The 13,813-nt window shown below is 68.9% G+C and carries 15 protein-coding genes; 7 read left to right on the forward strand and 8 right to left on the reverse strand.

Annotation, left to right across the window (positions count from 1 at the left end; all coding sequences use genetic code 11):
- The first annotated feature begins 54 nt into the window (after nucleotides 1-54).
- The 3 genes from HOV91_RS27070 (at nucleotide 55) to HOV91_RS27080 (ending at nucleotide 2,176) form a co-directional block, all read left to right on the forward strand.
- Nucleotides 55-909: an MbnB/TglH/ChrH family RiPP precursor modification enzyme gene (locus HOV91_RS27070; protein WP_174188200.1), complete on the forward strand. Its 855-nt coding sequence runs from the start codon at nucleotides 55-57 to the stop codon at nucleotides 907-909.
- Nucleotides 906-1,349, forward strand: coding sequence for an SCO6045 C-terminal-like domain-containing protein (locus tag HOV91_RS39540; RefSeq protein ID WP_217441208.1), 444 nt, complete (start codon nucleotides 906-908; stop codon nucleotides 1,347-1,349). The genes HOV91_RS27070 and HOV91_RS39540 overlap by 4 nt, the downstream gene beginning before the upstream one ends.
- 326 nt (nucleotides 1,350-1,675) lie before the next feature.
- Entirely contained in the window at nucleotides 1,676-2,176 is a 501-nt protein-coding gene (locus HOV91_RS27080; RefSeq protein ID WP_174188185.1) for a metallophosphoesterase family protein, read from the forward strand.
- Nucleotides 2,177-2,227: 51 nt separating this feature from the next.
- Here HOV91_RS27080 and HOV91_RS27085 read toward each other — a convergent pair whose 3' ends face one another.
- From HOV91_RS27085 to HOV91_RS27100, 4 genes are all read right to left on the reverse strand, one after another.
- Complete coding sequence (locus tag HOV91_RS27085; protein ID WP_174188186.1) at nucleotides 2,228-2,392, reverse strand: hypothetical protein; 165 nt, start codon at nucleotides 2,390-2,392, stop codon at nucleotides 2,228-2,230.
- Between the two features lie 12 nt (nucleotides 2,393-2,404).
- On the reverse strand, nucleotides 2,405-3,526 hold the full coding sequence (locus HOV91_RS27090) for a mechanosensitive ion channel family protein (protein ID WP_312884786.1): 1,122 nt from the start codon (nucleotides 3,524-3,526) through the stop codon (nucleotides 2,405-2,407).
- A gap of 65 nt (nucleotides 3,527-3,591) precedes the next feature.
- Nucleotides 3,592-3,738 carry a hypothetical protein gene (locus tag HOV91_RS27095; RefSeq protein ID WP_174188187.1) on the reverse strand — a complete coding sequence of 49 codons (147 nt, stop codon included), beginning with the start codon at nucleotides 3,736-3,738 and terminating at the stop codon, nucleotides 3,592-3,594.
- Nucleotides 3,739-3,887: 149 nt separating this feature from the next.
- The gene (locus HOV91_RS27100) at nucleotides 3,888-5,345 is read right to left on the reverse strand and encodes a lipase maturation factor family protein (protein ID WP_174188188.1); all 1,458 of its coding nucleotides are present in this window, start codon (nucleotides 5,343-5,345) and stop codon (nucleotides 3,888-3,890) included.
- Nucleotides 5,346-5,644: 299 nt separating this feature from the next.
- On the opposite strand from HOV91_RS27100, the gene HOV91_RS27105 reads away from it, so the two are divergent.
- Nucleotides 5,645-5,983: an MmcQ/YjbR family DNA-binding protein gene (locus HOV91_RS27105; RefSeq protein WP_174188189.1), complete on the forward strand. Its 339-nt coding sequence runs from the start codon at nucleotides 5,645-5,647 to the stop codon at nucleotides 5,981-5,983.
- A 147-nt stretch (nucleotides 5,984-6,130) separates the two neighbouring features.
- On the opposite strand, the gene HOV91_RS27110 is transcribed toward HOV91_RS27105, so the two are convergent.
- Entirely contained in the window at nucleotides 6,131-7,384 is a 1,254-nt protein-coding gene (locus HOV91_RS27110) for a hypothetical protein (protein WP_174188190.1), read from the reverse strand.
- 243 nt (nucleotides 7,385-7,627) lie between these two features.
- Complete coding sequence (locus tag HOV91_RS27115) at nucleotides 7,628-8,632, reverse strand: EamA family transporter (RefSeq protein ID WP_246350946.1); 1,005 nt, start codon at nucleotides 8,630-8,632, stop codon at nucleotides 7,628-7,630.
- 358 nt (nucleotides 8,633-8,990) lie between these two features.
- On the opposite strand from HOV91_RS27115, the gene HOV91_RS27120 reads away from it, so the two are divergent.
- Nucleotides 8,991-9,755, forward strand: a complete 765-nt coding sequence (locus HOV91_RS27120) for a PP2C family protein-serine/threonine phosphatase (protein ID WP_217441204.1) — start codon at nucleotides 8,991-8,993, stop codon at nucleotides 9,753-9,755.
- 99 nt (nucleotides 9,756-9,854) lie between these two features.
- Entirely contained in the window at nucleotides 9,855-10,337 is a 483-nt protein-coding gene (locus tag HOV91_RS27125) for an adenosine-specific kinase (protein WP_174188191.1), read from the forward strand.
- 54 nt (nucleotides 10,338-10,391) lie between these two features.
- On the opposite strand, the gene HOV91_RS27130 is transcribed toward HOV91_RS27125, so the two are convergent.
- The gene (locus HOV91_RS27130) at nucleotides 10,392-11,267 is read right to left on the reverse strand and encodes an LLM class F420-dependent oxidoreductase (protein ID WP_174188192.1); all 876 of its coding nucleotides are present in this window, start codon (nucleotides 11,265-11,267) and stop codon (nucleotides 10,392-10,394) included.
- A 117-nt stretch (nucleotides 11,268-11,384) separates the two neighbouring features.
- Entirely contained in the window at nucleotides 11,385-11,747 is a 363-nt protein-coding gene (locus HOV91_RS27135; RefSeq protein ID WP_174188193.1) for an ArsR/SmtB family transcription factor, read from the reverse strand.
- Nucleotides 11,748-11,838: 91 nt separating this feature from the next.
- Between HOV91_RS27135 and HOV91_RS27140 the strand changes: the two genes are divergently transcribed.
- Complete coding sequence (locus HOV91_RS27140; RefSeq protein ID WP_174188194.1) at nucleotides 11,839-13,800, forward strand: heavy metal translocating P-type ATPase; 1,962 nt, start codon at nucleotides 11,839-11,841, stop codon at nucleotides 13,798-13,800.
- Nucleotides 13,801-13,813 lie beyond the last annotated feature (13 nt).

A 13,813-nucleotide genomic window follows, 5' to 3' on the forward strand; every position in this document is an offset into this window, starting at 1 on the left:
GAGGGGGCTGCGGCGGGGGCTGCGGCGGTTGCGGTGGCTGAGTGGTCCGGGCCGCTGCCGCCGAATGCCCTCGGCATCGGTTGGCGGCCCGAGATCTGCGGATTGATCGCGGAATTGCCGGGGCTCGGGTTCTGCGAGGTCATCGCCGAGTCGTTGCCAAGGGACACCCGCCGCGCCGGGCGGGTCACCGTCCCCGAGGAACTGGCGGCGTTGCGTGCGCGCGGCGTCGCCGTGGTGCCGCACGGCATCTCCCTGTCCCTCGGCGGCGCGGAGCCGGTCGCGGGACATCGCGTCGAGCACTTGGCGGCCTGCGCCGGGGCCGTCGCCGCACCACTGGTGAGTGAACACGTCGCTTTCGTCCGAGCGGGCGGTCTGGAGGCCGGTCATCTGCTCCCGGTACCGCGCACGCGAGAAGCGCTCGACGCGCTCACCGCCAATATCGCCCGGACCCGGGCGGCTCTCGACGTTCCGCTGGCGGTGGAGAACATCGCCACCCTGTTCGACTGGCCCGAGGACGAATACACCGAAGCGGAGTTCCTGGGCGAACTCGTGGAGCGCACCGGTGTTCTGCTGCTGCTCGATCTCGCCAACGTCTACGCGAACGCGCGCAACCGAGGACGCGACCCGCGCGTCGAGCTCAGGCGCCTGCCCGCCGAGCACGTGGCGTACTGCCATGTGGCGGGCGGTCACGAGGCCGGCGGCCACTATCACGACACGCACACCGACCCCCTCCCCGCCGAAGTTCTCGCGCTGGTCGCGGAATTCGCCGCGACGCACCCGGCGCCGTTGATGCTGGAGCGCGACGGCAACTACCCGCCCGCGTCCGAGCTGCTCGACGAACTGGATGCCATCGCCGCGGCCGCGGCGCGGCCGCCCATCACCGCCCGCGCCGGGGCGGCGCGGGCATGAGCACGATGTCCGGACCGGCGCGGCCACCGGACGCGGCGACGCTGGCCGAGCGGCAGGCGGCGCTGGTACGCGCACTGGTCACGGGCGCCGCGGTACCCGCGGGATTCGACGCCGACGCCGTCGCCGCGGCGGCGAACGCGCTGTTGTCCAAGCGGGCGGGCGAGGTCGCGCGGCGTTTCCCGCTGCTGGTGCACGCCTGCGACGGCCGCTTCACCACGGCCTTCACCAGCTGGGCGCGGGACAACCCGAAGACGACGACCGCCGGCGACGCGGCTGCCTTCGCCGCGGCCGCGGGTATCGACTGGAGTGCCGCACCGCACCGCGGCAGGTGGCGAGTGCTCCTGGCGCGAGCCCTCGACCTGGCTGTTCCTACGAGCCGCGGGCTTCGAGGCGCACTGCGGAGTCGGCGGCCTCGCGACGCTCCTCGAGCCAGACGCTGACCGCCACCGTCGCGTACGCCGCGACAGTCGCCATCCCCGGCAGCATGAGCATCAGCATGAGAAACGAAAGCATCGAAGACACAGGCCCTCCCGGACTACGCGATGGAAACTGTCGCACCGGTGCGCCGCGTCGCGTCACCGTCACGCCGGGGCATACCCACGATCGGGCGTCCAATCTCGACCGAGCCGACCGGCAAGTGTGATTGATCTCACTCCATGATTGCGCCACGCCATCGGCCGGTCAGCCGGGATAATGCTCGCCCCGGCCGAACCAGCACCGCGTGCGGAGACCGAATCGGAAGTCTCCGGCGTGGTACACCGTCACCATGCGGTTGCTCATCATCGCCGATACGCACGTGCCCAAGCGGGCGCGGGACCTGCCCGAGACGCTCTGGCGCGAGGCCGACGCGGCCGACGTGGTCGTGCACGCGGGCGACTGGGTCGAGCTCGCCCTGCTGGACCGGCTGGAAGCCCGCGCCGCGCGCCTGATCGGCGTATACGGCAACAACGACGGCCCCGCGCTCCGCGCGCGGCTGCCCGAGATCGCCCATGCCGAACTCGACGGGCTGCGGCTGGCGGTGGTGCACGAGACCGGACCCGCTAAGGGCCGGGAGGAACGCTGCGCCCGGCGATTCCCGGACACCGACGTGCTCGTCTTCGGGCACAGCCACATTCCCTGGGACAGCGTCACCGGCACCGGCTTGCGCCTGCTCAACCCCGGCTCGCCGACAGATCGGCGCCGACAACCGGAGCACACGTATCTGACCGCGCAGGTACGGGCGGGTCAACTGAGCGGGGTGACACTACACACGCTGCCAAGGCACTGATCCTTCGACATTCGGCGCCCTGCCGACCTCGGCCGATGCGGCCCCTGGACACTAGCCCTTGACGGCCGTCAGCACTTCCAACGCAACCGGTTCGACGTAGCGTCCAGCGGGGTCGATCCCGAGCAATGCGTCGGTGACCGCTTGTTCGAACGCGTTCCTCCGGTCGCCGAGCAACCGATGCAGTGGCAGCGAGGTGCATCCGTTCAGCCGGAACACGATGACTCGATGCTAACCGTCGCCGTCGTCGCCGGAACGGCTGCCGGTCAGAGCCAATTGGCGGTCACCGGTGGCGGGCTCGGTGATCGCGGTGGCGATCTTCGGCAGGGCGTACGGGTGTTCGCGGCCGAGCCAGTCGAGCAGTTCCTCACGGACCGCGCAGCGCAGGTTCCAGACGTCGTCGGCATCGGCGGCCGACATCGTCGCGCGCACCACGATATTCGTGGGGGTGCTGTCGGTGACCACCAAGCCCCAGTCGCGTCCGTCCCAGTCCGCTCGCTCGCGCAGGTACTCCCCCAGATGTTCGCGCAGCAGCGGCACCGGAGTGCTGTGATCCAGATACAGGAAGACTGTGCCGGTGATCTGTGAGCCGCCGCGCGACCAGTTCTCGTACGGCTTGTTGTTGAAGTAGGAGACCGGCATGGTCAACCTCCGGTCGTCCCAGATCCGCACGGTCAGGAACGCCAGGGTGATCTCCTCCACGATGCCCCACTCCCCCTCCACCACAACGGTGTCCCCGATCTTCACCGAGTCACCGAACGCGATCTGCAAACCCGCGATCAGATTGCTCAAGGTGGACTGCGCGGCGACGCCCGCGATGATTCCGATCACCCCGGCCGAGGCCAGCAGCGAGGTGCCCAGCGTCCGCAGACTCGGGAACAACAGCAGCATCGCCACGGCGGCGGTCGTGACCACCAGGACCGATGTGACGATGCGGCGCACCAGCCCGAGCTGGGTACGCAACTGCCGCACCCGCGTGACCTGCTGTGTACGCCGGGAGTAGGAGCGCAGCATGTTCTCCGCGCACGCGTCGGCGGCGCGGATGACCAGCCATGCCGCCGCCATCATCGCGGCGGTGGCCAAGACGGTTCGGATCATCGCGTCCTGGCGTAGGTCCAGTTGCGCCAGTGGGTAAGTAGCGTGCAATGCCAGCGAGCCGAGCAGCACCTGTACGGGCGATTGCACCCGGCGTAACAGCGTGGGGAGTTGATTACCGGGACGTCTGCGAGCGCTGTACCGCAAGAGTCGATCGATCAGCAGACCGGCGAGAACGGTGATCGCGACCGTACCGAACACGACGATGAGCGGCCGTAGTACTTCCTCCAAGGGATCGAACTCCTTCTCCTCGTCCACCCGGACGTGCTGTGCCGCCGCGCATTCCGCTGTAGCGGCAGCACAACACGCTGCGGGGCGGTGTCTTACAGCAGTGCCAGTGCGATGCTCAGCGCGATCAGCACCAAGATCCATGCCGCGACGGTCATTTCGATGGGACCCTCGGTGCCGGAACCACCACTGTCCCTGCGTCGGTCGGCGCGAGACTGCGAGCGCGAGGCCGAAATGGACATGCATCCTCCTTCGGTCGGTTGCGTCTCTCGGTCGCATACCCGGATTCGCCGCCGATCGTCGCTACGCCACTGTGGCGAACGCCACGCCCGCACCGCGCACCCCGGCCGTCCGGACCGCCTTCGCTCGATAGGCATTGCGGCCGCGAACGTTATCGCGGTTGGGCGTGACTGCGATGGTGCAGGTCGGCGAGAGAAATCGGCGGGAGGTAGGGGCTCACCAGTGTGCGGTGCCACCACGCCCCGCTACGAACCAACTCGCGCGGTGTGGTGAAGCGGTACAGGTACAGTTGCGCGCGAACGAAGCGCGGCGCGGCCTCGGAAAAGGGGTTGTGCCGCAGCAGGCGCAGTGTGGCCGGGTCGTTTTCCAGCAGTCGTGCCAGGAACGGGATCAGCCACGGCTGTGCGTACCGCGGTGAGGCGGCGGCGAACCACATCAGCCAGTCCAGGCGCAGGTGGTACGGCGCGAATTGGCGCGGAAGCCGATGCGGGTCGCCGGGTTTGCCCTTGAACTCGTATTCCTTCCAGTGCGTCCGGTCGGTGACGGTGGCGTCGCCGGTGCCTTCGATGATCACTTCGAAGCGGGTGCGGCCGATGCTGCCGAACGCTCCGTAGGTGTTGACCAGGTGGTAGGGATCGAACGATCGGTTCATGGCTTGGTGGCTGGAGAGCAGATTGCGCGCGGGCCGGTAGCTCCGAATCGCGACCAGCAGGGTGAACGCGATGACCAGGCCGACGAACCACGGCGGCGGCCCCGGCAGGGAGGGTGCGGCAGGCACCGGCAGTACCGCCGCCGCCGCGGTCTGGCTGACCACGCCGCAGGCCAGGACGATCGTCAGCCAGTTCAGCCAGGCGAAATTGCCCGACAGCACCAGCCACAGCTGGGTGACGATGACGACGGCCGCCGCGATGCTCGCCACCGGCTGCGGTGCGAACAACCCGAAGGGCACGACGAGCTGGGCGAAGTGGTTGCCCGCCACCTCGGCCCGGTGCAGCGGCTTGGGCAGGTGGTGGAACAACCAGCTCAGCGGCCCGGGCATCGGCTGCGTCTCGTGGTGGTAGTAGAGGCAGGTCAGATCGCGCCAGCACGAGTCGCCGCGCAGTTTGATCAGTCCGGCGCCGAACTCCACCCGGAACAGCAGCCAGCGCGCGAGAAACAGCACCAGAATCGGTGGCGCGGTCCGGTCGTTGCCGAGAAAGATCACCAGGAACCCGCATTCCAGCAGCAGCGACTCCCAGCCGAACGCATACCATTCCTGGCCCACGTTGACGATCGACAGGTAGAGCACCCACAGGCTCGCCCACATCAGCATCGCCGCCCACAGCGGCACCGCGTCGGCCACGCCCGCCAGCATCGCCGCCGACAGCGCCGCGCCGATCCAGCACACGGCGGCGAAGAAACGATCGGAGTAGTGGAAATGGAAAATACTCGGCGTCTGCCGAAAGGATCGCCTGGCCAACCATCGCGGCACCGGCAACATGCCCTGTTCGCCCAGAAGCGCCCGGAACTGCCGGGCGGCCACGACGAAGGCGATCAAGTAGACGGCCGCGACACCGCGGGTCAGCACCTGCCTGCTCAACCAGTATTCGGACGCCGTGAACCACTCCATGCCCGCAACTCCTCCGACCGCGGACGTTCCTAACGGCGCATACCCCATCTCAGGGCAGGAAAACCGCAGCTCGAAGTACTCGTGCGGCCCCTATGAAGGGGCCTCCTAGCCATCTGAGCGAGGTGGCCAGGCCGAGCATGCCGCGGTACGAGGTTGCGATCCTGTCGTATCGGGTGGCGATGGCCCCCGTGCGGGGTGACCCTTGTCGGCGAGCACCCGACGTGGGCGTGTCCACGGGCGCCCCGCTACGCCCTCGACCGGGTACGGAAGTTCGGCTTCGGCCTGGAAGGATTCGGTGCATGAGTTTCACCGGGGACGATGTCCGAACCTTCGCGCTGTCGCTGCCGGAGACGTCCGAACAGTTCACCTGGGGCATGCCGACCTTCCGGGTCGGCGGCAAACTGTTCCTCACCCTTCCCGAGGCGGAGACCTCGATGGCGGTCCGCTGTCCCATCGCCGACCGCGACGAGCTCGTCGCCGCCGAACCGGGCAAATTCTGGATCGCCGCCCACGAAGCGAACAACGCCTGGGTCCGCGCGCGTCTGACCGCCCTCGACGACCGAGACGAGCTGGAGGCCATCGTGCTCGACTCCTGGCGCCAAGCCGCGCCACGGCATCTGCTCGACGACGTGGGCTGACTTGCGCGCCGAGACGCCCCGCGACCTTACAAACCAGCGTTTGCGGGGCGCAGCAGCTGTTCCGGATGTTCGTTCATCGACACGTCGCGCGACGCTCGGGTCGCCACGGCGGCCGCCATGCCACTCGGATCTTGCCGGGCGTCTCACTCAGCGTGCGCGGCGGCGGCGCGGCCGGGGCGCGAGCTTCATACCGAAGAGCAGATCGGTATTGCGGACCGGGGTGGGTTGCTCGGACATCCGGAGCAGACCCGCTTGGCGAATCCAGCTGTGGTGCCAGTGGTACAGATCCGGGAGGCTCATCTCACACGCGGCCGCGAGCCTGCGCAGGCGGAACCCGGCTCCGCCGATGGCCCCGGCGAACAGTTTGGTGTTGGGTGTGGCGCGGGATTCCTGGTAGGCGCGGGCTTCGTAGAGCAACGGGCGCGCCACCGGCGGCACCACCCACACGTACAGGTCGGGCGCATGGGTGTAGCCGATCGGGCCGTTGAAGATCAGCGCGTCCGCGGTGAGCGCGACACAGGGGATCGCGTTGAGTTCCATCGCGGTGGCCCCGGTGAACAGCGCGGTGGTGATCGCCGCCGCGTCGACCGGATCGCCGGTCCTGGCGCGGACCCGGGCGACGACCTCGTCGTCGACCGGCACCGTCGTCAGCCCGGGCCCGACCGAGTACGCCAGATCCGGTGGCAGATCCAGTCGCAGACCGTGCAGCAGGAACGCCGCTTGTGCCCCCCGCAGGCGGGTGATGGTGTGCCCACGACTGGGGCTGTCGGCGACCAGCCCACCGAGGAACCGATACAGGCTCAGGATGTCGTTCCACTCGTCAACCAGACCGGCGCCATGGCCGTGGTGGAACCGATCCGGCGCGGCGAGGCGCGGTTGCAGGACCGAGAGCATGTATTCGGCGAGGCCCGCCCCACGGGGGCCCAGCCAGCCTCCGCCGCCGTTCTGGTTCAGGTCGTGACGGCACGGCTGCCCGGTGTGTGCGGCCAGCCACTGGCAGGTGGTCTGGATCCCTTCGGTGTAGACGGCGTCGATGCGCGCGAACTCCGCGGGCGGCAGGCTCCGGTAGGCATCGGCACGGAAGGTGGTGACGTCGCCATCGGGAATCTGCGGCAGCGACTCGCTGCCGACCGCTTCGGTGAGGGTGATGATGCGCGACGGCCGATGGCCGCTGTGCCCGTAACCGACCTGCCTGGTCGGGGGTTCGGGGACGTCGAGCCGCGTGGTGGGCGCCGAGGCGTCGCGGCGGTCGGTCAGCCACCGCCACAGGTTTTCCTCCGGCACCCCCAGCCGCTGCGAGGTCGATCGCACGTGTTCGGCGGAGAGTTCGTTGTGTTCGTCGAGCTGAGCCAGCCTTTCCAGCTCGGACGGACGCAGCGTGGGCACGCTTGCGTCGACCACAGTCACAACCTCCTGGATTCCTGGACATACGCGCGGCACCGCGGGTACGAGACGACAGTTGTTGAGCATTCGATCACGTACCCGCCGGTAAGGCGGTGAATTCCACGGAGATTCGGATGTTGTCTAGGTCACCGACACCTCGGCGCACTATCGAAACCCGGTGCGCCGAATGCATTGTGCCTAGTCATAACGGGTGTCGGCAGTGGCGACGGAAACTGGGAGCGATATCGGCCTGCGAAAAATTCATATCGCGCTGTCTACGGTGCTCGACACCGCTTTTTCGGCGTACCGGACCTCGTGGCCGTTCGAGCCGTCGTCGCGGGGGCCGCGTGCCGCTCCGGCGCACGCCAGGACCACCAAGCCGATGCCGAGCCACTGCGCTACTCGCATGTCCTCGCCGAGCAGGAGCAGTCCGACGCCCGCGGCCACCGCGGGCTCCAAGCTCATCATGACGCCGAACGCCGCGGGAGTGATCCGGCGCAGGGCTGCCATCTCGATGGCGTGCGGCACCAGCGAAGAGAGCACGGCCAACCCGGCGGCCCCCAGCAGGAAGACCGGATTCAACAGCACCACAGCGCTATTCGCGACCACCACCGGCAAGGCGAGCAGCCCGCCCAGACCCATGGCCAACGCCAATCCATCGTGTCCGGCGGTATGCCTGCCGACTATGGCGCCGCACGCGATGTAGGCGCCCCATCCCGCACCGGCTGCCACTGCGAACAGCACACCGGTCCAGGACACCGGCCCGTCGCTGTCGACCAGCAACAGCACACCCGCTCCGGCGAGCGCCACCCACAGCGCGTCGCGCGTGCGCCGTGATCCGATCAGGGCGATGGTGAGTGGACCGACGAAGTCGATCGTCACCGCCATGCCCAGCGGAATGCGATCCAGTGCCGCGTAGAAGCACAGGTTCATCCCCGCGATGGCTACGCCCAAACCGGCGATGGGAAGCAGCGCTGTGCGCTCGATCCGCAGCGCGGGCCGCCACAGCAGCAGGGCGAACGACCCCGCCAGCACGATGCGGGCGCACGCGACCGTCACCGGCGAGGCAAGGGCGAACATGTGCTTGGCGATCACCGCGCCGAGCTGGATGCTGATCATCGCGCCGACCACCAGAAGCGCGGTTGGCATGCGTCCCGCGACCGCGCTGGGCGGTAGCGAGCCGGGCAGCTCCGGGTTTGCGGCCGTCACGGTGATCGGCGCATCGCTCGTCGCGTCCAGGACGACCCGGTGGAAGGAGGACGGCATCGGTGAGTGGTTCGCTGCGTGCGTCCGTGTTTCACAGCCGCAGAACGTAAATACGCCGAGCAACGATCAGTGAGCCAATCGATTGCCAGAACGCAGAAACGATGTTGCGAAATGCCTTCGGATGCGTGGAGTGCGGCACAAGATACAGCGGTGATCGATTAAATGCGCCGCGGCAACGGCTGGTATCGGGGAATTGCCGGTGCACGCGGGCGGTGAACCGAGACACCGGCCGTGACCTGATCGAGAGCGAATTCTCAGCGTTCACACGGCTGGCTCTCGCGAAGCCCAAATACTGAAGTGGTCTTCTTGAAGGGTGCCGATCGGCAGCGAACCGCCCCCAGCCCGAGGAGACCAGCCCGTGCACACCGGTACCACCGCGAGCATGCCGCGAATCGATACATCGTGGCTGGGCGTCGCCATGGGAGCTTCGGCCACCCGGCGCTCGTCCCGGTCCATCAACGCCGACGCGGTCGCGATCGAGACTCACGCGGTGACCGGAACGACGGCCTTCGTCGTCGCCGACGGCATCGGGGATCATCTGCTCGGCGCCCGGGCGGCCCGCACCGTGGCCGCCGCGGCGGCCCGCGCCGCTGCCCGCGACGGGGCGCGAGCGGGGATTCTCGCGGCGCAAGCGCAACTGCTGCAGGACGTGCCGGAACCCTCGGCCGACAGCGTGCTCGTGGTGGCAGTGCTGCCCACCGCCGGTCGACCCGATGGGCCCTGCGAGGTCGCCTGGGTCGGCGACTGCCGCGCGTATCGCTGGAACGGGCGCGTACTGCACCAGATCACCACCGACCACACCGTCGCCGAGTTGTACCGAGCCCGCGGGCTCGTTCCCTCGCCGCGCATGGGGCATCTGGTCACCACCTCGGCGCGCACCGTCCGGCCGGACGAAATCGGGTACGCCGTCACCGGCTCGAGCACGGGCAGGCTGCTGCTGAGCACCGACGGAGTGCACAAGCCGCTCGGCATCGCCGCTGTCAAAGCGATCCTCGCCGAGGGCGACACGGCCCACGCGATCGCGAACGCCTTGGTGGACGACGCCCTGCTGGTGGGGGGAAGGGACAACGCCACCGCACTGGTCGTCGACTCGCTGCCCCGCACCGGCGACGGTCAGGACTGAACGCCCCCGTCGGTGCCATCCCGCGCGACCGCTCGCGACGCGAGCAAAATAAATGTCGAAATGCTATGAATCGAGCTCGCCGGAGCGCAGTATGTCGCTGTGGAACTGACCGCCGTGCGCATCGACAAACCGGACGAACTCAACGTCGTCATCGGACAGTCCCACTTCATCAAAACCGTGGAGGACCTGCACGAGGCGCTGGTGGGGGTGAGTCCCCACCTGCGCTTCGGGCTGGCGTTCTGCGAAGCCTCCGGACCGCGCCTGGTCCGCCGCTCCGGCAACGACGACTCCCTGGTCGAGCTCGCCACCAAGAACGCGCTCGACATCGGGGCCGGACACTCGTTCGTCGTCTTCCTCCGTGAGGGCTACCCGGTCAACGTGCTCAACGCCCTGCGACAGGTCCCGGAAGTCTGCGGAATCTTCTGTGCCACGGCCAATCCGGTAGAGGTTCTGATCGCCGAAACCGAACTCGGCAGAGCGATCCTCGGAGTCGTCGACGGTTTCGTTCCGCTCGGTGTCGAGAACGCCGACGACCAAGCGGCCCGCAGGCAGCTGTTGCGCCAGATCGGCTACAAACTGTAGGACCGCGGTAGGCGAACCCGCGACCCGGCACGGGTGCGCCGGGTGCCCGCGGCTTCAGCCGAGTTCCGCCAGTTGCGGGACGGCAGGCGCCATACCGTCGATCCACGCGGCCGGCGAACCGGTGGTGGGAGTGACGATGACGGCATCGATGCCGAGCCGGGCGTAGGCGGCCATCTGCCGGACGAAATCGTCGCGGTTGTCCGGGCTCGGCCGCGGGTTGTTGGCGATGATCGTCTTGCGGATCTCGTCGTAGTCCCGGCCGATGTCGTCGCAATGCCGTCGCAGCACATCGAGCTTGTGCTCGACGTCGGCGGGCGAGGAGCCGAACAGGTTGCAGGCGTCGCCGTATTGCGCGACCAACCGGAGAGTCTTGCGTTCACCGCCACCGCCGATCAGCACCTTCGGTCGATCGATGGGCTGCGGCGAGCACAGCGTCTCGGCCAATTGGTAGTGCTTCCCGTCGAAGGATCCGTTGTCCCGCGGGTCCCACATCTGGCGGCAGATGCGCAACGTCTCCTCGAGCCGCTCGAACCGTTCGGCGGTCGACGGAAACTCCACGCCGAGCCCGCGATGTTCCCGCTCGAACCACGCGGCGCCGATCCCGAGGACCGCCCGGCCGCCCGAGAGCACGTCGAGCGTGGTGACGATCTTGGCGAGCAGGCCGGGGTGGCGATAGGTCACGCCCGTGACGAGCAGGCCGAGTTCGACGCGCGAAGTGTGCGCGGCCAGATAGCCGAGTGTGGTGTAGCCCTCCAGCATGTTCGCCTCCGCGGGCAGGCCGGTCGGCTCGATCTGGAAGTAGTGGTCCATGAACGACAACCAGGTGGCTCCGGACTCCTCCGCCGCCGCGCCCACCCGCGCCAGTTCCCCGGCGATGGCGGTCGTACCACCGTCGATATCGAAGATTGGTAAGTGGAAACCGAGCTCCATGACATGCCCCTTCTGCTGGTCGACCCTGTACGCCCGCACACTAAGTGCTGGAGCGCACTCCAGGTCAAGCAGCGCAGTCGAGAGGCATGAGGGGCGGACCGGTCGCCGCGGGGGCGATCAGCCGGCGGTCTCGGGGCGGTCGGACAATCCGAGCCGCAGGTGTTCGCTGTGGTAGATCGCCTCGTCCAGCAGTTGGGCGACGTGGTTGTCGTAGAGGCTGTAGACGATGCTGCGGCCGGTGCGGGTTCCGGTGACCAGGCCCAGGTTGCGCAGCAGCCGGAGCTGGTGGGAGACGGCGGACTGCTCCATGCCGATGGCGTCGGCCAGCGCACTCACCGACAGCGGCCCCTGACGCAGTTCGGTGAGGATCATCAAGCGGCTGGGGGTGGCCAGTGCCTGCAGAGTGGTCGCCACGTGGGCGGCCGATTCCGGATCCAGGCGCGCGACAGGACGGTCCCTGCCCTCGACGCCGTGTCCCATAAGCAGAAAGCATACTCTAGGAACAAATGAAGACGTGTTCATGTTTTCTGATATGGTCGGGCCGTCTTCGTTGTCGTCCTGGAGGTGACCCGTGGCCGCGCCGACACCCGCGCCGACCCGTCCGACTCCGACATCCGGTCTCGTGCCCGCGCGCCGGACTCGACTGTTCGCCCTGCCCGAAGCGCGGTGGGCCGCCGCGGCCGTGCTGTTGTTCCTCGCCGGCCTGGCGGTGCAGCTGGCCGGCGGCCCGCCATGGGTGTGGTGGGGCTTGTACCTGGCCTGCTACGGCGCCGGCGGATGGGAACCGGGTTGGTCGGGACTGCGCGCGCTGCGGGACAAAACACTCGACGTCGACCTGCTCATGGTCGCCGCGGCGATCGGCGCCGCGTCCATCGGCCAGATCACCGACGGCGCGTTGCTGATCGTCATCTTCGCCACCTCCGGCGCTCTGGAAGCGCTGGCCACCGCCCGGACCGAGGATTCGGTGCGCGGACTGCTCGACCTCACACCGGACACCGCGACCCGGATCGCCCCGGACGGCGACGAGGAGACGGTGAACGCCGCCGCACTGCGCGTCGGGGATGTCCTGCTGGTGCGGCCCGGCGAGCGGATCCCCGCGGACGCGACGGTGCTCTCCGGCGGCAGCGAGGTCGATCAGGCCACGATCACCGGGGAACCGCTGCCACTGGACAAAACCGCGGGTGACGAAGTGTTCGCGGGCACGCTCAACGGCACCGGCGCGCTCCGCATCCGCGTCGACCGCCGCGCGCAGGACTCGGTCGTCGCGCGGATCGCGACCCTCGTCGAGGAGGCGGCCCGAACCAAAGCGCGCACACAGCTTTTCATCGAGAAGGTGGAGCAGCGCTACTCGATCGGCATGGTAGTGGTCACCCTCGCCGTGTTCGCCATCCCCCTGCTGCTCGGCGACACCCTGCAGCGGGCGCTGTTGCGAGCGATGACGTTCATGATCGTCGCATCCCCCTGCGCGGTGGTGCTGGCCACCATGCCGCCGCTGCTGGCGGCCATCGCCAACGCGGGCCGCCACGGCGTGCTGGTCAAATCCGCCGTGGTCATGGAAAAGCTCGGCGCCACCACCCACGTCGCCTTCGACAAGACCGGCACCTTGACCCGGGGCATCCCCGAACTCGCCGAAATCCACTGCCTGGACGAGCGTTTCACCGATGCCGAGCTGCTTCGGCTCGCCGCGGCGGCCGAGCGCCCCAGCGAGCATCCGCTGGCGGCGGCGATCGTGCGCGCGGCCCGCGGCCGGGATCTGCGCCTGCCCGAGGTCACCGAGTTCACCGCCCATCCCGGCCGCGGCGTGACCGCCCGCGTCGGTGACCGTCTCATCGGGGTCGGCTCCCCGGCCACGGCAGGAGGCGGGCTCGTCACCGCGCAAGCCACGGTCGACGCCCTCCAGGCGGGCGGCTACACCGCCGTGGTCGTGACCTGTGCGCACCAGCCGATCGGGGTGCTCGCCCTCACCGACCAGCTCCGGCCGGAAGCGGCGGCGGCCGTGCGCGCCACGACGGAACTCACCCGCACCGCACCGGCGCTGCTGACCGGCGACAACCACGCCACCGCCGACCGGCTCGCCGCTCGGGTCGGCATCGCCGACGTGCGCGCCGAACTCCTGCCCGAGGACAAGGTGACGGCGGTGCGGCAGTGGCAGGCCGGCGGGCGGACCGTGACCGTGGTCGGCGACGGCATCAACGACGCCCCGGCCCTCGCGGCGGCCGAGGTAGGCATCGCCATGGGCGGGGCCGGATCGGATCTGACCCTGCAGACCGCCGATGCCGTGGTCGTGCGGGACGATCTCACCACGATCCCGGCGGTGATCGCGTTGTCCCGGCAGGCGCGACGGGTGGTGATCGCCAATCTGACCGTCGCCGCCACCTTCATCGGCGTGCTGGTCGTCTGGGACCTCGCCGGTACCCTGCCCCTTCCGCTGGGCGTCGCCGGACACGAGGGATCCACCGTCATCGTCGGACTCAACGGATTACGCCTGCTCCGCCGCGCGGCGTGGGAGCGAGCCGCCGGGACACGGGACTGACGCAGGGGGGAAC

The organism is Nocardia barduliensis (assembly GCF_013315795.1).
GTDB lineage: Bacteria > Actinomycetota > Actinomycetes > Mycobacteriales > Mycobacteriaceae > Nocardia > Nocardia barduliensis.